The organism is Vibrio sp. Of7-15 (assembly GCF_022347565.1).
In the GTDB taxonomy this organism is placed as follows: domain Bacteria; phylum Pseudomonadota; class Gammaproteobacteria; order Enterobacterales; family Vibrionaceae; genus NORP241.
In genome coordinates this window covers 1-20,505 of sequence record NZ_JAKRGH010000023.1, presented here as the reverse complement: position 1 = coordinate 20,505, position 20,505 = coordinate 1, and the positions used below count along the sequence as shown (strand labels likewise).

At 44.0% G+C, this 20,505-nt stretch carries 23 protein-coding genes, 2 tRNA genes and 1 pseudogene; 18 read left to right on the top strand and 8 right to left on the bottom strand.

The genetic code is table 11. From position 1 onward, the window contains the following. Positions 1-52 precede the first annotated feature (52 nt). Complete coding sequence (locus MHO82_RS19405; protein ID WP_239186573.1) at positions 53-547, top strand: SprT family zinc-dependent metalloprotease; 495 nt, start codon at positions 53-55, stop codon at positions 545-547. Between the two features lie 3 nt (positions 548-550). On the opposite strand, the gene MHO82_RS19400 is transcribed toward MHO82_RS19405, so the two are convergent. Both MHO82_RS19400 and MHO82_RS19395 read right to left on the bottom strand, forming a co-directional pair. Beyond that, entirely contained in the window at positions 551-2,338 is a 1,788-nt protein-coding gene (locus MHO82_RS19400) for a GGDEF domain-containing protein (protein WP_239186571.1), read from the bottom strand. Between the two features lie 88 nt (positions 2,339-2,426). Continuing rightward, the gene (locus tag MHO82_RS19395) at positions 2,427-3,467 is read right to left on the bottom strand and encodes an ABC transporter substrate-binding protein (RefSeq protein WP_239186569.1); all 1,041 of its coding nucleotides are present in this window, start codon (positions 3,465-3,467) and stop codon (positions 2,427-2,429) included. A gap of 164 nt (positions 3,468-3,631) precedes the next feature. On the opposite strand from MHO82_RS19395, the gene MHO82_RS19390 reads away from it, so the two are divergent. From MHO82_RS19390 to ruvX, 5 genes are all read left to right on the top strand, one after another. Then, on the top strand, positions 3,632-4,354 hold the full coding sequence (locus MHO82_RS19390; protein ID WP_239186567.1) for an endonuclease: 723 nt from the start codon (positions 3,632-3,634) through the stop codon (positions 4,352-4,354). 86 nt (positions 4,355-4,440) lie between these two features. After that, entirely contained in the window at positions 4,441-5,172 is a 732-nt protein-coding gene (rsmE, locus tag MHO82_RS19385; protein WP_239186565.1) for a 16S rRNA (uracil(1498)-N(3))-methyltransferase, read from the top strand. A 13-nt stretch (positions 5,173-5,185) separates the two neighbouring features. Then, positions 5,186-6,136 carry a glutathione synthase gene (gene gshB, locus MHO82_RS19380; RefSeq protein ID WP_239186563.1) on the top strand — a complete coding sequence of 317 codons (951 nt, stop codon included), beginning with the start codon at positions 5,186-5,188 and terminating at the stop codon, positions 6,134-6,136. An 81-nt stretch (positions 6,137-6,217) separates the two neighbouring features. Further along, positions 6,218-6,781, top strand: a complete 564-nt coding sequence (locus MHO82_RS19375) for a YqgE/AlgH family protein (protein WP_239186561.1) — start codon at positions 6,218-6,220, stop codon at positions 6,779-6,781. Continuing rightward, positions 6,778-7,209: a Holliday junction resolvase RuvX gene (ruvX, locus tag MHO82_RS19370; RefSeq protein WP_239186559.1), complete on the top strand. Its 432-nt coding sequence runs from the start codon at positions 6,778-6,780 to the stop codon at positions 7,207-7,209. The genes MHO82_RS19375 and ruvX overlap by 4 nt, the downstream gene beginning before the upstream one ends. Before the next feature lie 23 nt (positions 7,210-7,232). On the opposite strand, the gene MHO82_RS19365 is transcribed toward ruvX, so the two are convergent. The 3 genes from MHO82_RS19365 to MHO82_RS19355 all read right to left on the bottom strand — a co-directional run bounded on the left by MHO82_RS19365 (position 7,233) and on the right by MHO82_RS19355 (position 9,864). Next, positions 7,233-7,646, bottom strand: a complete 414-nt coding sequence (locus MHO82_RS19365; protein WP_239186557.1) for a hypothetical protein — start codon at positions 7,644-7,646, stop codon at positions 7,233-7,235. Between the two features lie 71 nt (positions 7,647-7,717). Continuing rightward, the gene (locus MHO82_RS19360; protein ID WP_239186555.1) at positions 7,718-8,824 is read right to left on the bottom strand and encodes a PilT/PilU family type 4a pilus ATPase; all 1,107 of its coding nucleotides are present in this window, start codon (positions 8,822-8,824) and stop codon (positions 7,718-7,720) included. Between the two features lie 2 nt (positions 8,825-8,826). Further along, the gene (locus tag MHO82_RS19355; protein ID WP_239186553.1) at positions 8,827-9,864 is read right to left on the bottom strand and encodes a type IV pilus twitching motility protein PilT; all 1,038 of its coding nucleotides are present in this window, start codon (positions 9,862-9,864) and stop codon (positions 8,827-8,829) included. Between the two features lie 23 nt (positions 9,865-9,887). Between MHO82_RS19355 and MHO82_RS19350 the strand changes: the two genes are divergently transcribed. The 7 genes and pseudogenes from MHO82_RS19350 (at position 9,888) to hemW (ending at position 14,722) form a co-directional block, all read left to right on the top strand. Beyond that, complete coding sequence (locus MHO82_RS19350; protein WP_239186551.1) at positions 9,888-10,601, top strand: YggS family pyridoxal phosphate-dependent enzyme; 714 nt, start codon at positions 9,888-9,890, stop codon at positions 10,599-10,601. A 23-nt stretch (positions 10,602-10,624) separates the two neighbouring features. Next, positions 10,625-11,446: pseudogene (proC, locus tag MHO82_RS19345) on the top strand (pyrroline-5-carboxylate reductase); the annotation flags it as partial. An 11-nt stretch (positions 11,447-11,457) separates the two neighbouring features. Next, positions 11,458-12,015, top strand: a complete 558-nt coding sequence (locus MHO82_RS19340; protein ID WP_239186547.1) for a YggT family protein — start codon at positions 11,458-11,460, stop codon at positions 12,013-12,015. A 1-nt stretch (position 12,016) separates the two neighbouring features. Next, a complete protein-coding gene (gene yggU / locus MHO82_RS19335; RefSeq protein WP_239186545.1) occupies positions 12,017-12,313 on the top strand; it encodes a DUF167 family protein YggU in 297 nt (98 codons plus the stop codon). A 79-nt stretch (positions 12,314-12,392) separates the two neighbouring features. Continuing rightward, complete coding sequence (locus MHO82_RS19330) at positions 12,393-12,821, top strand: DUF4426 domain-containing protein (protein ID WP_239186543.1); 429 nt, start codon at positions 12,393-12,395, stop codon at positions 12,819-12,821. A gap of 143 nt (positions 12,822-12,964) precedes the next feature. Then, positions 12,965-13,552: an XTP/dITP diphosphatase gene (locus tag MHO82_RS19325; protein ID WP_239186541.1), complete on the top strand. Its 588-nt coding sequence runs from the start codon at positions 12,965-12,967 to the stop codon at positions 13,550-13,552. A gap of 12 nt (positions 13,553-13,564) precedes the next feature. Continuing rightward, complete coding sequence (gene hemW, locus MHO82_RS19320; protein ID WP_239186539.1) at positions 13,565-14,722, top strand: radical SAM family heme chaperone HemW; 1,158 nt, start codon at positions 13,565-13,567, stop codon at positions 14,720-14,722. A 102-nt stretch (positions 14,723-14,824) separates the two neighbouring features. Here hemW and MHO82_RS19315 read toward each other — a convergent pair whose 3' ends face one another. The 3 genes from MHO82_RS19315 to trmB form a co-directional block, all read right to left on the bottom strand. Next, positions 14,825-15,604 (bottom strand): DUF2884 family protein, encoded by a 780-nt coding sequence (locus tag MHO82_RS19315; RefSeq protein WP_239186537.1) that lies wholly within the window; start codon positions 15,602-15,604, stop codon positions 14,825-14,827. Between the two features lie 38 nt (positions 15,605-15,642). Beyond that, positions 15,643-16,563, bottom strand: coding sequence for a glutaminase B (gene glsB, locus MHO82_RS19310; protein ID WP_239186535.1), 921 nt, complete (start codon positions 16,561-16,563; stop codon positions 15,643-15,645). 88 nt (positions 16,564-16,651) lie between these two features. Then, a complete protein-coding gene (gene trmB / locus MHO82_RS19305; RefSeq protein ID WP_239186533.1) occupies positions 16,652-17,368 on the bottom strand; it encodes a tRNA (guanosine(46)-N7)-methyltransferase TrmB in 717 nt (238 codons plus the stop codon). A gap of 151 nt (positions 17,369-17,519) precedes the next feature. Here trmB and mutY point away from each other — a divergent pair, with 151 nt between their 5' ends. The 5 genes from mutY to MHO82_RS19280 all read left to right on the top strand — a co-directional run bounded on the left by mutY (position 17,520) and on the right by MHO82_RS19280 (position 20,490). Then, on the top strand, positions 17,520-18,590 hold the full coding sequence (gene mutY / locus MHO82_RS19300; RefSeq protein WP_239186531.1) for an A/G-specific adenine glycosylase: 1,071 nt from the start codon (positions 17,520-17,522) through the stop codon (positions 18,588-18,590). After that, the gene (locus MHO82_RS19295) at positions 18,587-18,859 is read left to right on the top strand and encodes an oxidative damage protection protein (protein WP_239186529.1); all 273 of its coding nucleotides are present in this window, start codon (positions 18,587-18,589) and stop codon (positions 18,857-18,859) included. The genes mutY and MHO82_RS19295 overlap by 4 nt, the downstream gene beginning before the upstream one ends. Positions 18,860-18,957: 98 nt before the next feature. After that, on the top strand, positions 18,958-20,094 hold the full coding sequence (gene mltC, locus MHO82_RS19290; protein ID WP_239186527.1) for a membrane-bound lytic murein transglycosylase MltC: 1,137 nt from the start codon (positions 18,958-18,960) through the stop codon (positions 20,092-20,094). A 121-nt stretch (positions 20,095-20,215) separates the two neighbouring features. Continuing rightward, positions 20,216-20,291: transfer RNA gene (locus MHO82_RS19285), tRNA-Phe, on the top strand. Between the two features lie 123 nt (positions 20,292-20,414). Further along, positions 20,415-20,490, top strand: a tRNA-Thr gene (locus MHO82_RS19280). Positions 20,491-20,505 lie beyond the last annotated feature (15 nt).

Sequence of the window (20,505 nt, the reverse complement as noted above, 5' to 3'; positions counted from 1 at the left end):
TACGTTTCAAGGAACATAAGATAACCCCTTCTGAAGCCAAGAACTCCTTATCATGACCCCTTTGCAGCGCCAAGCCATTGATAAAGCAACACAATGTATTGAAATTGCATCTCAATTTTTCAACCGCTCTTTTGAAAACCCTGAAATTCATTTTAACCAGCGAGGAAAAAGTGCTGGGACAGCCAGGCTACAGACATGGGAAATCCGCTTAAACCCCACTTTGCTGGAAGAGAATCAACAGGCTTTTATTGATGAAGTGGTGCCCCATGAAATCGCTCACCTCATTACTTTCAAGCTTTATGGACGTGTTAAGCCACATGGAAAAGAATGGCAAGGCATCATGAACTCAGTATTTCAACTACCCGCCAATACTACCCATCAGTTTGATGTTAGCTCCGTTGCGGGTAAAACCTTTCGTTATCATTGCCAATGCAACAGCTATGATCTCACTATTCGTCGCCACAATAAAATCCAACGCCAGCAAGCGACCTATCAGTGCAAGCAATGCCGCCAACCTTTGAACTACTCACCGACTGCTGAGCCGTAACACCTACCCATCAAGCACTGCTTGATCTCGCCCTCTGTCTTTGGCTAGATACAGGCGCTGATCCGCCACCTCTAAAATGTCATTGGGATTGAGATGGCTCTTTCCTTCCACTAAAACAGCCCCGACACTCACCGTTAAATAGCCACGGCTCACATTACCTTTATGCTCAATACGCAAATCCCTTACCCGCTGGCATAGGCTATTCGCGATCTGCTGCATGTCTTTTTCATTCACATCAGGCAACAGCGCAGCAAACTCTTCTCCGCCAACACGGGCTACGACGTGATGTTTATTGGGCAATGCGACCTCTAATGCCGCAGCCACTTGTTTTAATGCAATATCCCCTTGTAAATGGCCATAAATATCGTTGTAAGCTTTAAAGTGATCCACATCGATCATCATGACTGAAATCATTTTGTCGCCACGTAAAGATCCTGCTAAAGCAAACTCCAATTTTGTTTGGTAAACTCGGCGGTTCATCAACCCAGTTAACTCGTCCGTTTCTGCCAATTTCTGATAGCGTTTATTGGTTTCCATTAACGCACTTTGCAGCTCTTCTACCGCAAGTGCATGTTGCTCACGTAACCTCAACTCACTGATCGCTGATGAAAAGCGCGTTAAAGCCACACTTTTTTCCTTATTCCATTGAAGTGGATCCTGAAAATTAGCAGCAGAGACAAAGCCTTGTACCTTTCTATGGTGGCTGATTGGAAACAGAGCAACAGAACAAATACCAAGCTGAGATAAAAACTGATATTCCGACTCCCCCTGCTCTTTCAGTAAATCAGTAATATCGGAGTACACCACCGATTCAGAAACTAATAAGCGCTCTTGTAACAGCGCCAGTTCTGACCAATTAAATGAAGCGGGGGCAACAGGCTCAGGATCTAAATTCGGCTTTTGCCAAAAGTAGTGATAATGCGCGGTTTCTTGTTCAAATAAAATCACATTCACTCGATCGGCTTGCAGCAACTCACCTAAGACACATAAACCTTCTTCTACTGCTTTTTTCGCTTCACTCTCATCGTACGTTAAAAACTTCAAGGACATGTCAGCCAGTAACTGATTCAGCTTTAACTGCCAATGCAATGCCTCTGTTCGTTCATCGACTAGATCCGATAAACGACGTTGATGGCTACGTAGCTGACGCTCCACAAGCTTACGCTGCACTAACTCTTCACGTACTCGTGTCTGTAAATTGCAAATAGAACTCGTCACATGACCAATTTCATCTTTACGTTGGATCAACTCTTCAGGAACTTTCGTTTTTTTATGCCCAGCAAGATCAATGCTGTCGGTCACAGAAGAAAGTAAAGCAAGATGACGAGTAATAAGGCGCTGGACAATGGCTAAAATAATAAACACCATCAAAAAAGTTTTAACGCCATTACTTAATAAAATCACCACAAATTGATTCCACAGCTCATTATAAATCTGAGCCATTTCAAGCTGTACATTCAGCCAACCAATCCGCTTGCCATCATGTACCAAAGGGTAATCAATGCCTCTGTCTACTTGTATTTGATCAACCAACTCAATGCTAGTGCCATCATTACCAAACAACCTAACATTACGAACATGAGGCAATTCATACAGAGACGTTAAATGCGTATTTAACTGATCTAAGTCGATATCCCATAATGATTGGCTGATGCTGGGTAAATTCGTTACGTTATAGGCATCCACCTGTGCCGATGCGGATGACAAGGTATCGTGGTACAAAAAATACATTTGTACCGCTATGGTCAACATAGCAAATAAGGTACTGGCGGCAATAATTAAGCTCGCCATTCTCCGCCCAATAGCATAGGGAAACAGCAATTTATTTTTTATCATTCTGCTTAAAATCTACTCTGTATAATGATGAGCTGATAACCGATTACGAATTATCTGACGGAAACCTTGAGGTATGGACACTAATAGGTTTGATACCCAATGATTCAAAAGACATTCCCTGCCAATTACTGTCCAATAAACGCTGGAACAAATCAGTTTCTGGTTCGATCAAACGAAATAACGGCAATTCCATAGGCCAAGTTACCGCTTTTCCTTGGGCATGTTGCTTGATCATAAACAAGGCAAGTCCCCCTGCAGCAAAATGCCCCCCCGCCAATACTGACACTTTCCCAGCTTGAAGCGCTTTTAAAACACGATGAGACGTATTAACCGTGCTAATAACAATATCTTTCCCTAACCTTTTCGAGCTTTCCTCAATGGCTTTAATCGCGCCAAAAGCCATCAAATCATTCGCAGTCCATACATATCTCAATTTGGGGTAGCGCCTTAACAGCACTTTCGTTTGTCGATATGCTAGCTTTTCTCGCCAGTCACCATAAATCACTTGGGTTAATTCAAGTTTAGGCTGCAACTGAATAAAATCGAGAGCGCCTCGACTTCTCATTATAGAAGCTGGTGTCGCTCTATCTCCGGCAATAATGGCAATTTGTCCTGCTGCTCGCTCTCCTTTTTCAAACAAAGATTCCGCCGTTGTGAATCCCGCAAAATTATTATCAGGAATAATGCTTGGTAATAAGTATTGCCGCCAATAAGGAGACAAAGTGCTTTTTTGCTGAGGGGTCAGATCATTTAAAATAAGCTGCACATAAACAAATTGGTTTTCTAGGACACTCAGCATTTTTAATGCCGCTTGCTTTTCATTCACGAGTAAAATATAGCGAGGTAAGTTGTCTTCTCTAACCCGCTGCTCTAAATACTCAATCATCGCAATATGATCACGATTTGCATGATAGGTAGAAAGCGTCAATCCTAATGTTTCTGCGCTATTTAAATTGAAACTATCCACATCCTGCCAAAAACTTTCTGTTGGGTATCCAGGATTAATAAAAAGGACATCCGCAGCTTTCGCAGAGTAGACACATACTGATAAAACCACACACAACATGATCAGTATTTGTTTCATAACCCTTGCCCATCAACCATTCCCCGTTTTTATATAATAATCGCATTCCGTTCAGTTTTCATACACATACACAAAAGTTGTGATTACACTCGAACCAGAAGTTAGTAAATCATCACTAAGCTGCTACTCTAACTAGCATTAATCATCATAAAATCAATAGTGTTATGACTTACTTATTTTTTAAACGCTTCTGTCTCACGTCTCTTTGTTTAACCTTCACTCTTGGAACCACCGCTAGCCATGCCGCTCCCCCAAGTTCTTTTTCTAAAGCTAAAAAAGAGGCCGTGAAAATCTATTTAGATCACCCTACCTCTTTTTACTGTGGCTGTGACATTACTTGGAAAAACAAAAAGAAAGGCATTCCAGATTTAGAAAGTTGTGGTTACAACGTTCGTAAGCAGCTCCCACGCGCTAGTCGTATTGAGTGGGAGCATGTGGTGCCAGCTTGGCAATTTGGGCATCAGCGCCAATGCTGGCAAGATGGCGGACGAAAAAATTGCTCCAAAAACGATAAAACCTTTCGTTTAATGGAAGCTGATCTACATAACCTAACCCCGGCAATCGGGGAGGTGAACGGCGATCGTTCCAACTTCCGATTCAGTCAATGGAACGGAGACAATGGGGCCTACTATGGCCAGTGCGAATTTAAAGTGGACTTCAAACAGCGTGTCGCAGAGCCACCAGAACAAGCTCGTGGTGCCATCGCCCGTACTTATTTATACATGAATCAAGAGTATCGTTTTAACTTATCCAAAGCACAGCGCCAGTTAATGGAAGCGTGGGACAAACTGCACCCTGTGAGCCCATGGGAATGTGAACGAGACCGCCGTATTGCGAAAATTCAAGGCAACCACAACCAATTTGTTTATAGGTCCTGTACGCCATAACCTTTATAGGGTTGTAATTATGCCCTCTAGCATCCATGTTAGAGGGCATACCCTTGTTATTTCAGAAATAGGCGCGAATCACAGCCATGAGAATTCCAAGAATCCACCACCCAGAGTTAATCACTACTCTGGGCATTGTTGCGCTTAGTGAAGATGCAGCAGGCCACGTTGGCCGAGTCTTACGTATGGCGGCTGGACAAGAAGTCCTGCTTTTTGATGGCTCAGGTGCTGAGTTCCCAGCCGTTATCCACTCAGTATCAAAAAAGAAAGTTGATGTTGAGGTAACACAACGCGTTGAACGCAGTAGTGAATCCCCATTAGATATCCACTTAGGTCAAGTGGTGTCACGTGGCGATAAAATGGAATTTACGATTCAAAAATCCGTCGAGTTAGGTGTAAATACCATTACCCCTCTTATCTCTGAGCGCTGCGGTGTGAAGTTAAACGCTGAGCGCTTTGAAAAAAAACTTGCGCAATGGCAAAAGATTGCGATCAGTGCATGTGAGCAATCAGGCAGAAATACCGTACCCGTTATTCGCCCTATCATGCACTTGGAAGAATGGTGCGCTGAAGAATACGACGGTTTAAAGCTGAACCTACACCCACGTGCAAAATATTCCATTAATACCCTACCAGAGCCCGTGAAAGACGTACGTTTATTAATTGGCCCTGAAGGTGGCTTGTCTGCCGATGAAATCAGCATGACAGAACAATACCAATTTGAAGAAACGTTGCTTGGTCCTCGTGTTCTTCGCACTGAAACTGCAGCACTCACTGCTATTACTGCCCTACAAGTTCGTTTCGGCGATCTTGGCTAAACTGGAGAAAAAAATGATCAAATTAGGCATTGTAATGGACCCGATCTCGTCCATTAACATTAAAAAAGACTCTAGCTTTGCCATGATGCTGGAAGCACAACGCCGCGGTTGGGAAATCCATTACATGGAGATGAGTGACCTTCACCTCGATCAAGGCAATGCCGTTGCAGACACCAAAGTGGTTACGGTTAAAGAAGATCCAAACGGTTGGTACGAATTTACCTCAGAGCAAAGCATCAACTTATGCGAACTTGACGCAGTATTAATGCGTAAAGATCCACCATTCGATACTGAATACATCTACGCGACTTACATCCTTGAGCGTGCAGAAGACGAAGGTGCTTTGATCGTCAACAAACCACAAAGCCTACGTGACTGTAATGAAAAACTGTTCACAGCGTGGTTCCCAGATCTAACACCAACCACAGTCGTGACCCGCAAAGCAGAAAAGATCAAACAATTCCAAGAAGAACATGGTGATGTGATCTTAAAACCTTTAGATGGCATGGGCGGCGCATCCATTTTCCGTGTAAAAGCCGGGGATCCAAACCTTTCAGTGATCATCGAAACGTTAACCAACCATGGTCAAACTTACTGCATGGCGCAAACTTTTGTGCCTGACATTACCAATGGTGATAAGCGCATCTTAGTGGTGGATGGCGAACCAATGCCTTATTGCTTAGCCCGTATTCCTGCTAAAGGGGAAACACGAGGCAACCTAGCGGCTGGTGGCCGAGGTGAAGCTCGCCCATTGAGTGAAACAGATCGTCAAATAGCTGAAACAGTTGCGCCTATACTAAAAGAAAAAGGGTTAGTCTTCGTTGGTCTTGATGTAATTGGCGACAAGCTAACGGAAATTAATGTCACTAGCCCAACGTGTATTCGCGAAATTGAAGCCGCCTTTGCTGATATTTCGATTACTGGTAAGTTAATGGACGCGATTGAACGCCGTATCAATCAATAACCAACACTGCACTTACAGGTAGAACCTTTCCGTTTTACCTGTATTACGAGCCACCATAATACACAACAATAAGGACGCTATATGGATCTCACTAACCACTTTTTGGTGGCAATGCCTAATATGAAAGACCCATTGTTTCAGCGTGGGGTTATCTATATTTGCGAGCACGATAGCGATGGCGCTATGGGCCTGCTGATCAATCAGCCGATTGATATTTCCATTGGCGAAATGCTGGATCAAATCGAAATCGAACGTACTTTGCCAATTAATAACGAACACAGCCTTAAACAGCCAGTATTAAGTGGTGGCCCAGTCGCAGATGATCGCGGTTTTGTACTGCACTTACCTAAAGACGACTACGGCTCTAGTCTTAGCATGACGGATCAAATTACGGTCACGACGTCCAAAGACATCTTAGCCATTTTAGGCACAGAATCAGAACCCGATAAGTTTTTAGTAACGTTAGGCTATGCTGGCTGGGATGCAGGACAACTTGAAAAAGAGTTGAGTGAAAATACTTGGCTAACCATTGAAGCGGATCCTGCCGTTATTTTTAACACCCCAATTAATGAGCGTTGGCAAAAAGCCGTTCAGCAGCTTGGTATCAACGTCGCTAACCTTTCTACCGAAGTAGGACATTCATGAGCAACACAACTCGCACCATTCTTTCTTTTGATTACGGTGTAAAAAGCATTGGGTCTGCCATAGGCCAAGAAATCACAGGGACTGCTAGCCCATTAAAAGCGTTTAAGGCCAACGATGGAATTCCTAATTGGGATGACATTGAAGCCACCATTAAAGAATGGCAGCCTGATTTGATCGTGGTAGGTTTACCGCTGGATTTAGAAGGCAAAGCATTGGACGCCATCACACCACGTGCAAAAAAATTCGCTAACCGTTTGCATGGTCGATTTGGTCTTGCGGTTGAGTTGCATGATGAACGCTTATCAACCGTAGAAGCTCGTGCGGAATTATTTAGCCATGGCGGTTACAAAGCACTATCTAAAGGGAATGTGGATTGCCAATCTGCGGTCGTCATTTTAGAAAGCTGGTTTGAACGCCAGTGGGGCTAATCCCCCAGTTCACTTTTAGTGCCTCACGGCTTCATTTTGTTGCCTTGGTTTAAGCCGCAGAACAACCCATTTGCGGCTAAACTCCCCGTAAAAATATTCAAAAGTACAATCAGCACTTGAATATAATCATCTAAATTCTCTTCATTTAAGCCAATCCAACTCACTTGAGCCCATGACGCCGCCATTTCTCCTTTCGACATAATGATGTCGAGAGAAGCTAAGGTCCCAAAAAAAATCAATGAACAGCTGTGTACGATGTAGTGCCATTTTAGGTGGGCATAATTAAGTGCCACCAGCATACCGACAATCACACCGCTGTAGCCAATAAACGAGAACACCGGAAAAGTCAGGTAAATTTTTGTGGCTAAACTAAAGAACAGCAGGCTAAAGAACATCAGCCAAGTAAAAGCGAAACTTTGCCAAAAACGATCCTTCATCAACCTCAGCCTCCTGCTTTTATGCTCATCGCCCTATCTGCTACCATCGCTTAATGGTTTTGCTTCATTCTCTAATCCATATCTAACGTTACGTTATCTAATGAACCACCACCATACCCATCACCACGTTTTGTTTTCAGCATTAAACGCAAATCATTGGCAGAATCTGCACTGTGCAAGGCGTCATTTTCATTCACTTTGCCAGCAATAACTAGGTCATATAGAGATTGATCAAACGTACACATGCCTGCTTCACGGGATTTTGCCATGGTCGCTTTCAACTCATGTAGCTCTCCACGACGAATTAAATCCGCCATACGAGGAGAATTCAGTAAAACTTCAAACGCCCCATGACGACCATTGCCATTAATATCCGGGATCAACTGCTGAGCAATCACCCCTTTTAGATTCATCGACAAATCAAATAAAAATTGCTCACGACGCTCTTTCGGCACCAAATGTAAAATTCGCTCCAGTGCTTGGTTGGCATTATTCGCATGTAAGGTTGCCATGCAAAGATGCCCTGTTTCTGCAAACGTCATGGCATATTCCATCGTCTCACGAGAACGGATCTCACCAATCAAGATCATATCTGGCGCTTGGCGTAGCGAATTTTTTAACGCCACTTCATAGCTGGCGGTGTCTAATCCCACTTCACGCTGAGTTACTATGCACTTATTGTGAGGGTGCACAAATTCAATCGGATCTTCCACCGTTAGAATATGACCAGTTCGGTTATCATTACGAAACCCAGTCATGGCAGCCATGGTGGTGGATTTACCCGATCCTGTCGCCCCCACCACTAGAATTAACCCACGTTTGGCAATCGCAAGATTTTGCATCACCCCGGGAAGTTCCAGCTCCTGCATGGTAGGGATTTGCGTTTCAATCCGACGGATCACCGCCCCCGGCTGCTCACGCTGCCAAAATGCGCTAACACGGAATCGACCACAGTCACGAACAATGGCAAAGTTCGCCTCTAAAGACTCATAAAATTCCTCATGACGCTCTTTATCCATCATCTCAGCCAGAAGCTTATCTACCCCTGCCCGATTCAACTTTTCACCATTGGCTTGCAGCTGACCATGTACCCGTAGTAAACAAGGTGCGTCCACTGTAATGTACAAATCAGACGCTTTTTGGCTGATCATTTGTTCCAGTAGTCGATTCAGTTCCATAATTAAAACCCTACGCCCGATGACTCAACTTTATTATTGATTTCTTCCATATCCACTAACCCTTGCGCCAGTAGTAGCTTAGAGTTTTGCTCCATGGTTTGCATACCCATTGCAGAGCCTGTTTGAATAATAGAATACATTTGAGCCACTTTGTCTTCACGGATCAGGTTACGAATCGCTGGGGTCGCGATCATAATTTCATGGCAAGCAACACGGCCACCACCAACACGTTTTAACAGCGTTTGGGCAACCACAGCACGCAAGGATTCAGACAGCATCGAACGCACCATGGCTTTATCATTACCAGGGAACACATCAATGATCCGATCCACCGTTTTCGCCGCGGAGCTGGTGTGTAACGTACCAAACACTAAGTGACCCGTTTCCGCCGCCGTTAATGCTAAGCTAATGGTTTCTTGATCACGAAGCTCCCCCACTAAAATCACATCCGGATCTTCACGAAGGGCTGAGCGAAGGGCTGCTTTAAAGCTGTTGGTATCGCGGTGAACTTCACGCTGATTTAACAAACATTTCTTATTTTCATGAACAAATTCAATCGGATCTTCAATGGTCAGAATGTGTTTGTTGTAGTTTTCATTAATGTAATTCACCATCGCGGCCAACGTCGTTGATTTACCTGACCCTGTCGGCCCAGTCACCAATACCAAACCCTTTTGGTAATTCGCCATTTGCGTGAAAATTTCAGGAGCACCAAGGCCTTCTAATGTAGGGATCTCAACGGGAATAGTACGAAAGACAGCCGCACAACCACGTGCCTGATTAAAAGCGTTAACCCTAAAGCGCCCCACATTAGGCAATTCAAAAGAAAAGTCGACTTCGAGATTTTCCTCATATTCACTGCGCTGACTATCGTTCATAATATCGAAAACCAAACGATGCACATCGGCGTGGCTAAAAGGAGGTAAGCTGAGCTTTCTTACTTCACCATCCACACGAACCATGGGTGGAACCCCCGCAGAAAGATGTAGATCTGACGCATTATGCTTTACACTAAAGTCCAATAATTCGGTGATATCCATAACATTCCTCAGTAAAGTCAATTATGTCTAGTATCAAGCAAAACATTGAGCAGGTCATCAATCAGATACTTGCTACCGAACAAAAATGTGGTCGAGTCTCCGGTTCTGTGCAATTACTGGCGGTAAGTAAAACCAAACCGATAGAAGCACTGGAAGCGGCAATCGAGGCAGGCCAAACAGAATTTGGCGAAAACTATGTTCAAGAAGGCGTTGAAAAAGTTCAGCACTTTAACGAACACGATACAGCCACGAAATTAAAATGGCACTTTATTGGCCCTATTCAGTCCAATAAAACCAAGCCTGTTGCTGAGTACTTCGATTGGGTACACTCAGTAGATAGATTAAAGATAGCTCAACGGCTTAATGATCAGCGACCTGCGCACATGCCTCCACTGCAAGTTTTGATTCAAGTAAACACCAGTGGAGAAGCAAGTAAGTCAGGTACCACTGATGAGCAGGTGCTTGAACTGGCAGCCGCTATCGAAACAATGCCGAATATTGAACTACGCGGATTAATGTCTATTCCAGCCAATGTGAGCACCTACGATGAACAACTTGCCGCATTTTCACATTTGGCAGCGTTACAAGAACAACTCAAAGAGCAGTATCCACAAATCGATACCCTCTCTATGGGGATGAGTGGAGACATGGATGCTGCGATTACAGCTGGCAGTACCATGGTACGGATCGGCACCGCGATTTTTGGTGCTCGAGATTACAATAAAACCAATAAGTAAAACGCGTTAGGCAAGGAGCCGAACACATGGAACAACGAAAGATCACGTTTATTGGTGCGGGTAATATGGCTCGCTCCATCATTGCGGGGTTAGTAGCAAGTGGTTATGCCGCCGATAAGATCACCGCAACCGCACCCAGTGCTGCACGCCGTGAGCCTTTAGCCACTGATTATGGCATCAACACCGACTCTAATAACTTAAAAGCGGCACAAGAAGCAGACGTTATTGTGCTCTCAGTCAAACCCCAGTTAATGGAAGAGGTTGCCAAAGAGCTTCATGCTGTTGACTTTAGTGGCAAACTGGTGATTTCCATTGCCGCTGGCATTTCCGTTCAACGTTTGAACGAAATGTTTAACACCCAACTGAATTTAATCCGTGTAATGCCAAATACACCTTCTTTGATCGGTAAAGGCATGAGTGGGCTATTTGCTGCTTCTGAGGTCCCTGAAGTCGATAAAACCTTCGCATCAGATCTGATGACCGCAGTAGGAGAAGTATCTTGGGTAGAGCAAGAATCTGGCATTAACGCCATTATTGCTGCCGCAGGCAGCGCACCTGCGTACTTTTTCTTATTCATGGAAGCCATGCAAGCCGAAGCCATCAAGCAAGGTTTTGATGCCGACACTGCTCGCCAGCTAGTACAGCAGTCCGCATTAGGTGCGGCTGAAATGGTCGTTGCGAACCCAACCACCGAACTTTCAACCCTACGTGAACAAGTCACTTCAAAAGGTGGCACGACCGCCGAAGCGCTACGCACGTTTAATGAACATCAACTCAGTGAAATTGTGGCAAAAGCGATGCAAGCTGCCGTAATTCGTGCTGAAGAAATGGAAAAACTTTTTTAAGGTTTATAGCTATGAATGCAATGCAATTTCTAATCTCGACCGTTTTTGATCTTTACATCATGGTGGTACTACTGCGCGTTTGGCTGCAAGTGGCACGTGCGGATTTCTACAACCCATTCTCTCAGTTTGTGGTAAAAGCCACTCAACCAGTGATTGCACCACTGCGCCGAGTGATCCCGTCTATCGGCAACGTAGACATGGCAACAATCTTATTTGCGTACGTACTAAGCGTTCTGAAATTTGTGTTACTGCAGCTGGTACTGACAGGTGGCAACGTTGGCTTCAGTAGTGCGTTCTTCTTCATCGGATTAGCGTCTCTGATCAAAGCCGCTGGTGGCCTGCTCTTCTGGGTACTGATCATTCGAGCAATTCTAAGTTGGGTAAGCCAAGGCCGTAGCCCAATTGAGTACGTCATGCACCAATTAACCGAGCCTATGCTTGCGCCTATCCGTCGTGTAATCCCACAAATGGGCGGTTTGGATCTCAGTGTTCTAGTTCTGTTCATCGTTCTGCAATTTGCTAATTTCCTTGTAGGCGATTTAATCGGTCCTGTGTGGTATCAGCTGTAAAATGAGCACAGCTCCAGCCGTTAAAAAAGACCAAGGCGATCTGATCTTAAGGCTTTATATTCAACCTAAAGCCAGCCGAGATAAGATCGTCGGTTTACATGGTGATGAAATCAAAATCGCCATTACCGCACCACCGGTTAATGGCAAAGCCAATAGCCATTTAAGTAAATATTTAGCCAAACAGTTTAAGGTTGCCAAAGGGCAAATAATCATAGAAAAAGGCGAACTGGGCCGCCATAAGCAGGTTCGTATCATTCAGCCTATGATGATCCCTGCCCTTATCAACGAACTACTGTAACTAACACAAAAAGACCGAGCCTAGTCAGCCTAGGTTCGGTCTTTTTATATACTAAGAATAAAAATATTAGGAAGCCGCAATGAAAAAACTGTTCAGCCTACTCGTGTTTCTGTCTTTATCTTTCGGTGTCCAAGCCGAGCAAGTAAAAACCATCGACAGTATTGATGTGCACTATTCTGCGTTTACGTCGACCTTTTTAACACCAGAAGTGGCCAAAGCCTATCGGATCAAACGAAGTAAATACTCAGCGGTGCTCAACATCAGTGTGCTTGATAACAGTGATCCTGAAAAATCAGCAGTTCCAGCCAATATCACTGGCACCGCTAAAAATTTAGTTGGCCAGATCAAGCAGCTGCACTTTCGCGAAATTCGTGATGGCAACGCCATTTACTACATCACTGAAGTACCTTTTACCGATCAAGAAGATTACACCTTCAAAGTGAAGGTTGCCGCTGGTAAAAAAGGCAATGGTGAAGTCAGGTTTGATCAGAAATTCTACGTAGACTGATCCCCGTCCTCTTAATATAAGCCGTAAATTCATGTCATGTCTTTACGGCTCTCCTCCCCGACAAGACGCTTTCTCTTTCCCCTAATGCGTTCCCCCGCTATCATACGCCCCCATTACTTTTTCAATTATCAAAAGGGCGTGCTATGAAAAAAATCGTATTGGCAACAGGCAACCAAGGCAAAGTAAAAGAAATGGCCGATCTACTGGCTGATTTTGGTTTTGATGTTGTTGCACAAAGTGATTACAACGTTTCTTCTGTTGCTGAAACAGGCACAACATTCATTGAAAATGCCATCATCAAAGCACGCCATGCCGCCAAAGAAACAGGCCTACCTGCCATTGCCGATGATTCAGGCTTAGAAGTGGATTTCCTAAAAGGCGCACCTGGTATTTATTCTGCTCGCTACGCAGGTGAAGACGCTTCTGATCTGGATAATCTCACTAAACTATTAAAAGAGATGGAAGGTGTTCCCGCAGAGCAACGCACAGCCCGTTTCCACTGTGTATTAGTGCTAATGAAGCATGAAAACGATCCAACGCCGCTGGTTTGCCATGGTGCTTGGGAAGGCACGATTACGACACAAGCCATTGGTGAAAATGGCTTTGGTTATGATCCCGTGTTTTGGGTTGAAGAAGATAACTGCGCCTCTGCACAGTTAGAACCAGCACGTAAAAAGCAACTTTCTCATCGTGCTCAAGCCCTGAAAAAGCTTTTTGCAGCACTACAATAAGGTTTTAGAACAATGTTACAGCCACCACCACTGAGCTTATATATTCACATTCCCTGGTGTGTACAAAAATGCCCATACTGTGATTTTAACTCACACGCGCTGAAAACCACGATCCCAGAGCAGATCTACATCAATGCACTGATCGATGATTTAGACGTCGACCTTGCTCGTTTTAATATGAAGAACGAGAAAAGGAAACTGCACTCTATTTTCATTGGTGGTGGCACGCCAAGCCTTATTTCAGCCAAAGAGATTGGCCGTTTGTTAAAAGCCGTAGAAGAGCGTTTACCCTTTTCTGATAACATCGAAATCACCATGGAAGCCAATCCAGGTACGGTGGAAGCGGGAAGGTTTATTGAGTACCGCCAAGCAGGGGTAAACCGAATTTCTATTGGTGTACAAAGCTTCCAGCAAGCCAAACTGGAACGCCTTGGCCGCATTCATGGCCCTCAAGAAGCTATTAACGCTGCCAACCTTGCCCATGAAGCAGGGCTAAACAGCTTCAACTTAGATCTCATGCACGGTCTTCCTGAGCAAAGTATTGACGACGCCATTCAAGATCTAGAACAAGCCATCAAGCTTAATCCTCCCCATTTTTCCTGGTATCAGCTCACCATTGAGCCAAATACCCTCTTTTATTCGAAACCTCCTACATTGCCTGACGACGATGATCTCTGGGATATTTTTGAGCAAGGCCATCAGCGATTAACTGATGCTGGCTATGTGCAATATGAAATTTCAGGCTACAGTAAGCCGGGTTATCAATGTCAGCATAACCTCAATTATTGGCGCTTTGGGGACTACCTTGGTATTGGCTGTGGTGCCCACGGAAAAGTAAGCTTTGAAGAGGGCCAAATCATCCGAACCACAAAGGTAAAACACCCGCGTGGTTACATGGACTTAACCAAAGCTTACTTAAGTGATGAACAAAGCGTGGATAAAGAAGATCGTGCGTTTGAATTCTTTATGAATCGCTTTCGTTTACTAGAAGCCTGCCCAAAACAAGATTTTGTCACCCGAACAGGGCTCCCTATTAGCGAAATCCAAGGCACTATTGACTGGGCGCTTGAGAAAAAATACTTAAGTGAAACCGAAAGCCACTGGCAGATCACCGAACATGGCAAGCTGTTTTTAAATGATTTACTGGCCGCCTTTATGCCTGAAGAATAACGCAGTACATTTTTACTCTTAGGCCATCTCAGACTGGCCTAAGAGTAAAAAGATCATGGTAGGCCAAAAGCTTTCTATCCATTTTCACCAATGGGGGAAACATTAAATCGCATTTCGCTCTACGGTCACAGTGCTCCACTGCTTCAATGCTGGAATCTGCGATTGGATTTGCTCTTCTTGTGCCTGCCACTGTGCAAACAACTCACAAAGCTCCCCTTCTACTTTACGGACTCTGAACCACTCATCTTCTAACTGATTACGAAACTGACGCTGGAATAAATACACATGCTGCGCGGATGCGTGAAGAGGATCCATTTCGCTCCCCGCTCGATTCACAAAATTAGCCAAGCCACTTTGTACCAGCTGTTCGGAAAACACTAACCACCTTGGAGATAAATATTGGCTCCAACGGGCTAATTCATGATGCTGAAGACGCTCAGTGTTATGCTGATGAGAAGTAAAAATATCAAACAGACGTTGCTGCATATGAAGATGAAATTGTGCTAGCTCAGAACGCATGGCACTGTCTGCGCCAAACTGCGCCACCAACACGTGATCCAAATTCACCCAAGTAAGCTTCAGTTGATCACTCAACGCTGAATTAATCACGCTCAAATCACGCCGAAGAGTTTGACTGTATTGCTGTAATAACCTTGTTTGCTGATCATCCAAACCAACTGGGTTTACACCAAAATAAAGCCGACCTTCAGGAGACACCGTAAAAGGGTGTCCACCGGAAAAAAACTGCACATCCCCAGCACGAATTAAAAAGCTATTATGAAAATCTGAATGACATTCAGAGGTAGGTAATGCATTTGAAAAAGAATAACTAGGTAGTGCCAATACAATGATTAAAAACAGACGAATAAGCCTAACAGCCATCGTAGCTCTCCTCTAAAATATTGGCACCATGATGCCAATTAGAATATGGAGCGACCTATTCTTTCAGCTAATAATTCCAATGCAGCAGTGCCTGCTAATGAGTTACCAGACGCATCCAATTCAGGAGACCACACCGCAATACTCATTTCACCAGGAACCACAGCAACAATGCCACCACCAACGCCCGATTTACCCGGCATCCCAACGCGATAAGCAAATTCACCTGCACCATCATACAAACCACAAGTCGCCAGCAACGCATTCAGTTGCTTAGATTGAGTCTGGCTGATAATTGTTTTTTCTGCGCCTAAAGGAAGTCCTTTGTTTGCTAAGTAGCTGAATGTTCTTGCTAAATCAACACAGCTCATTTTCAGCGCACAAGCATGGAAATAGTTATTCAGCACTGGCATCACTTCGTTATCAAAGTTACCAAATGACCGCATTAAATACGCAATCGAAGCATTACGATCACTGTGTTCCATTTCAGAAGCCGCTACCGCTTTGTCGTAAACAATATGAGGGTCACCCGATAATTCACGCACCAACTCTAATAAACGATGCCTTGGTGCTGACAAACGGCTATGGAGCAAATCTGCCACCACGATCGCTCCGGCATTGATAAACGGATTACGTGGGATCCCTTGCTCCATTTCCAGCTGGATCAGTGAATTAAATGCCTGACCTGAAGGCTCTTTACCAACTCGGTGCCAAATTTCTTCTGGCTTATACAACATCATGGCCAGCGTTAAACTCAGTACTTTCGAAATAGACTGAATCGAAAATGCTTCATCAGCATCGCCAGCTTTAATAATATCGCCATCATTCGTACACACAGCGATTGCCAGCTTATGATTGGGTACACAGCCTAACGCAGGAATGTAATCAGCAACTTCACCTTCACCAATCAGTGGGCGAACTTCATCAAGAATTCCAGACAGTAATTTGGCAGTTGGTTTCATTTTTACCTCCAAGGGCAAAAAAGCCAACGCAGAGGTTGGCTTTTATTATTTCACGAATGATCAAACAGTTACGTTGATTCCAGTGTTATTATTTTACGCGTGCGAATTTTAAATCCCACACACCATGGCCTAAACGGTGACCACGCGCTTCAAATTTAGTCAAAGGACGATCATCCGGACGAGGAATGTAGTCGTTTGTTTCTGATGTATTCGAGTAACCCGGAGCAACGCTCATAACTTCTAACATATGCTCAGCGTAATTTTCCCAGTCTGTTGCCATGTGGAAAATACCACCATCCATTAGCTTCGTGCGGATCATTTCAGCAAATTCCGCTTTCACAATACGACGCTTATGGTGACGTTTTTTATGCCACGGATCAGGGAAAAACAATTGCAGCGTCGCTAAGCTGCTGTCTGGGATCATGTGTTCAAATACTTCTACCGCATCGTGACACATAACGCGTAAGTTAGTAAGGCCTGCTTCACGCGCTAAGCTTAAACACCCGCCGACACCTGGGCTATGTACTTCAATACCAATGAAGTTTTTCTCAGGCGCGTTTTTAGCCATTTCAACTAATGATGCACCCATACCAAAACCGATTTCCAGAACAACTGGATTATCGTTACCAAAGACTTCGCTCCAAACAAGCTTTTCTTCAGAAAAATCAATGCCCATTGTTGGCCAACATTCCGTCATTGCCGACTCTTGACCTTTTGTTAAACGGCCTTCACGACGAACGAAACTGCGAATTTTACGTACTATTTTACCTTCTTCGGTAAATTCATCTTTGGTGACTTCAGTCATAATCGGGTTGCCTGCACATTACCTGAACAATTGTTTGTGGATCGGGCATTATCCAAAGATCTTGCAAGGGTGCAAGAGTTATCTTTAGTTTTACTTATCCTGCGCCCTATGTTGCAATTGTGTTATTAATAATAATATTACAGAGCATGTCGTGACTCCATTCTCCGAGGCCATTTTAAACTGGTACGATAAATACGGTCGTAAAACCTTGCCGTGGCAATTAGAAAAAACACCATACAAAGTTTGGTTATCTGAAATTATGCTTCAGCAAACTCAGGTCACCACGGTAATTCCTTATTTTGAACGTTTCATGGAACGTTTTCCTACCGTGCACGATCTGGCTAATGCCGAACAAGATGAGGTACTTCATCTCTGGACAGGTCTTGGCTATTACGCCCGCGCACGAAATTTACATAAAGCGGCAAAAACCATTGTGGAACAATATGATGGGGTTTTCCCAACGGATATTGATGAGGTACAAGCCCTACCGGGAATTGGCCGTTCAACCGCAGGGGCCGTTTTATCTTTATCGTTAAAACAGCACCACCCAATTTTAGATGGAAACGTAAAGCGTACCCTATCACGCTGTTTTGCTGTTGAAGGCTGGCCGGGTAAAAAAGCGGTTGAAAACCAACTGTGGGACATCGCAACGGAGCACACACCACCGGAAGGAGTGGAACGCTATAACCAAGCCATGATGGACATGGGAGCAACGGTCTGTACTCGCAGTAAACCCAAATGTGAACTGTGCCCAGTTGAAGGCATGTGTAAAGCCAAAGCTCAGAGCAGGCAGCTTGATTTTCCTGGTAAAAAACCGAAAAAAGACAAGCCCGAAAAACAAGCGTGGTTCGCCATTTTGCATCATGATAACCAAGTATGGTTAGAGCAACGCCCACCATCGGGCATTTGGGGCGGGTTATGGTGTTTCCCAGAAGAAAGCCATGACGATCTAAACCAGCAATTGCTACACCGTGGTATTGATCCTGAAAAAGACATTAAACAACGTGAAACACTTATTGCGTTTAGACATACATTCAGCCATTACCATCTTGATATTGTTCCAGTACTGATTGATCTCAACCGTAAACCAGATTTGGTCATGGAAGCGGGAGCAGGTCTTTGGTATAACTTGTCGCAACCAGCCAAGGTTGGCTTAGCAGCACCTGTTCAGCGTCTGCTTGATAGCCTGCCTTATGAATTAAACCAAGGAGAAGCTCAATGAGCCGTACCGTTTTTTGTGCCCGTTTAAAAAAAGAAGCCGATGGCCTAGATTTTCAGCTGTATCCGGGCGATCTGGGTAAACGCATTTTTGACAACATTTCAAAAGAAGCGTGGGCCGAGTGGCAGGGAAAACAGACCATGCTGATCAATGAAAAGAAATTGAACATGATGGATCCTGAGCACCGTAAATTACTTGAAACTGAAATGGTGAACTTCTTATTTGAAGGCCAAGACGTTGTTATTGATGGTTATACACCACCATCAGAGTAATTCCTGAGCTCTAACTCTCTGGAAAAACTGCTTACATCAGCGGCCATAAAATGACATTATCTCTTCAAAGATAATGTCATTTTTTATACAGATTGCTAATGAAAAAACTGCTTTTCCTACTCTCTAGTTTAATCATCTTAACAGGCTGCAGCCGCGAATTTATCGAAGGCTTGTATGATGTTAACTACGATACAACCAATCGATTTGCCAAAAATTTAGCCCCATTACCCGGTCAATTTGAAAAAGACGTCAATGCCCTTGATTCCCTGATTCAAAGCTTTTCCGGCAACATCGAACAGCGTTGGGGGAAAAAACAAGTCCTCATGGCCGGTAAGCGTGATTACGTAAAATATACCGATGGTTATTTAAGTCGTGCCCATGTGAATTTCACCAATGGCATTGTAACCATTGAAACTGTCGCAGGCACAAATCCCAAACAGCACCTAAAAAAAGCCATTGTGACCACCCTATTAACTCCTGACGATCCTGCGCACGTTGATCTCTTCTCTTCTTCTGAAATCACCCTTTCAGGAAAACCCTTCTTATACCAGCAGGTTTTAGATCAGGATAAAAAGCCCATTGAATGGTCATGGCGTGCTAACCGTTACGCTGATTACCTGATAGAAAAAGGCTTAAAGAAAAAGAAAGTCGACTTTAAGCAAGCATGGTATGTTGAAATTCCGATGGTAGAAGGCCACGCCAACCTTCGTAGTTATAAGTACGCTGATATTGTCCGTGATGCCTCACGCCGCTACGACATTCCAGAAGATTTGATTTATGCCATCATAAAAACGGAAAGTAGCTTTAACCCTTATGCGGTAAGTTGGGCGAATGCTTACGGGCTGATGCAAGTAGTTCCTAAAACCGCAGGACGAGATGTATTTAAGCTGGTAAAAAAGCGTTCCGGTCAACCTAGCCCTGAATATCTTTTCAACCCTGCCCAAAACATAGATACCGGCACCGCTTACTTCTACATCTTAAAAAATCGTTATCTCAAAGATGTAAAAAACCGCACTTCTTTAGAGTACAGCATGATTTCTGCTTATAACGGTGGTACAGGCGGAGTGCTAAATACATTTAGCAAAGACAGAAAACGCGCAATGAGAGACATTAACTCACTGCAAGCAAACCAAGTATATTGGGCGCTGACCAAAAAACACCCAAATGCAGAAGCTCGCCGTTACTTGGAAAAAGTCACCAAATTTAAAAAAGAGTTTAACAGCGGAAAAATCTAGTTTAAAAAAGAGACAAAAAGCGCTTTTTTGCTTATTAAAACAACAAACAAGCGCTTTTTTGCCATTTTATTTAAAAAGGGGTTGACGCTAAAGACAAAAATCCGTTTAATAGCGCCCCGTTGCCCAGATAGCTCAGTCGGTAGAGCAGAGGATTGAAAATCCTCGTGTCGGTGGTTCGATTCCGCCTCTGGGCACCATATTAAATAATTTGGTGCTTTGAAAGAAACGTCAAATTAGAGTGAAAAAAATGCTTGATTATCAAAAACTGAATCAGTATATTATCGCTCCCTAAGCAGAAATGCTTAAACAAAATTTAGCGTGCCGACTTAGCTCAGTAGGTAGAGCAACTGACTTGTAATCAGTAGGTCACCAGTTCGATTCCGGTAGTCGGCACCATTTATTTTGCCCAGA

Bases quoted from the DNA above. Each gene is read 5' to 3' on its own strand.
- MHO82_RS19405 (WP_239186573.1), top strand. From the start codon at position 53: ATGACCCCTTTGCAGCGCCAAGCCATTGATAAAGCAACACAATGTATT.
- MHO82_RS19400 (WP_239186571.1), bottom strand. From the start codon at position 2,338: ATGGCGAGCTTAATTATTGCCGCCAGTACCTTATTTGCTATGTTGACC.
- MHO82_RS19395 (WP_239186569.1), bottom strand. From the start codon at position 3,467: ATGAAACAAATACTGATCATGTTGTGTGTGGTTTTATCAGTATGTGTC.
- MHO82_RS19390 (WP_239186567.1), top strand. From the start codon at position 3,632: ATGACTTACTTATTTTTTAAACGCTTCTGTCTCACGTCTCTTTGTTTA.
- rsmE (WP_239186565.1), top strand. From the start codon at position 4,441: ATGAGAATTCCAAGAATCCACCACCCAGAGTTAATCACTACTCTGGGC.
- gshB (WP_239186563.1), top strand. From the start codon at position 5,186: ATGATCAAATTAGGCATTGTAATGGACCCGATCTCGTCCATTAACATT.
- MHO82_RS19375 (WP_239186561.1), top strand. From the start codon at position 6,218: ATGGATCTCACTAACCACTTTTTGGTGGCAATGCCTAATATGAAAGAC.
- ruvX (WP_239186559.1), top strand. From the start codon at position 6,778: ATGAGCAACACAACTCGCACCATTCTTTCTTTTGATTACGGTGTAAAA.
- MHO82_RS19365 (WP_239186557.1), bottom strand. From the start codon at position 7,646: ATGAAGGATCGTTTTTGGCAAAGTTTCGCTTTTACTTGGCTGATGTTC.
- MHO82_RS19360 (WP_239186555.1), bottom strand. From the start codon at position 8,824: ATGGAACTGAATCGACTACTGGAACAAATGATCAGCCAAAAAGCGTCT.
- MHO82_RS19355 (WP_239186553.1), bottom strand. From the start codon at position 9,864: ATGGATATCACCGAATTATTGGACTTTAGTGTAAAGCATAATGCGTCA.
- MHO82_RS19350 (WP_239186551.1), top strand. From the start codon at position 9,888: ATGTCTAGTATCAAGCAAAACATTGAGCAGGTCATCAATCAGATACTT.
- MHO82_RS19340 (WP_239186547.1), top strand. From the start codon at position 11,458: ATGAATGCAATGCAATTTCTAATCTCGACCGTTTTTGATCTTTACATC.
- yggU (WP_239186545.1), top strand. From the start codon at position 12,017: ATGAGCACAGCTCCAGCCGTTAAAAAAGACCAAGGCGATCTGATCTTA.
- MHO82_RS19330 (WP_239186543.1), top strand. From the start codon at position 12,393: ATGAAAAAACTGTTCAGCCTACTCGTGTTTCTGTCTTTATCTTTCGGT.
- MHO82_RS19325 (WP_239186541.1), top strand. From the start codon at position 12,965: ATGAAAAAAATCGTATTGGCAACAGGCAACCAAGGCAAAGTAAAAGAA.
- hemW (WP_239186539.1), top strand. From the start codon at position 13,565: ATGTTACAGCCACCACCACTGAGCTTATATATTCACATTCCCTGGTGT.
- MHO82_RS19315 (WP_239186537.1), bottom strand. From the start codon at position 15,604: ATGGCTGTTAGGCTTATTCGTCTGTTTTTAATCATTGTATTGGCACTA.
- glsB (WP_239186535.1), bottom strand. From the start codon at position 16,563: ATGAAACCAACTGCCAAATTACTGTCTGGAATTCTTGATGAAGTTCGC.
- trmB (WP_239186533.1), bottom strand. From the start codon at position 17,368: ATGACTGAAGTCACCAAAGATGAATTTACCGAAGAAGGTAAAATAGTA.
- MHO82_RS19295 (WP_239186529.1), top strand. From the start codon at position 18,587: ATGAGCCGTACCGTTTTTTGTGCCCGTTTAAAAAAAGAAGCCGATGGC.
- mltC (WP_239186527.1), top strand. From the start codon at position 18,958: ATGAAAAAACTGCTTTTCCTACTCTCTAGTTTAATCATCTTAACAGGC.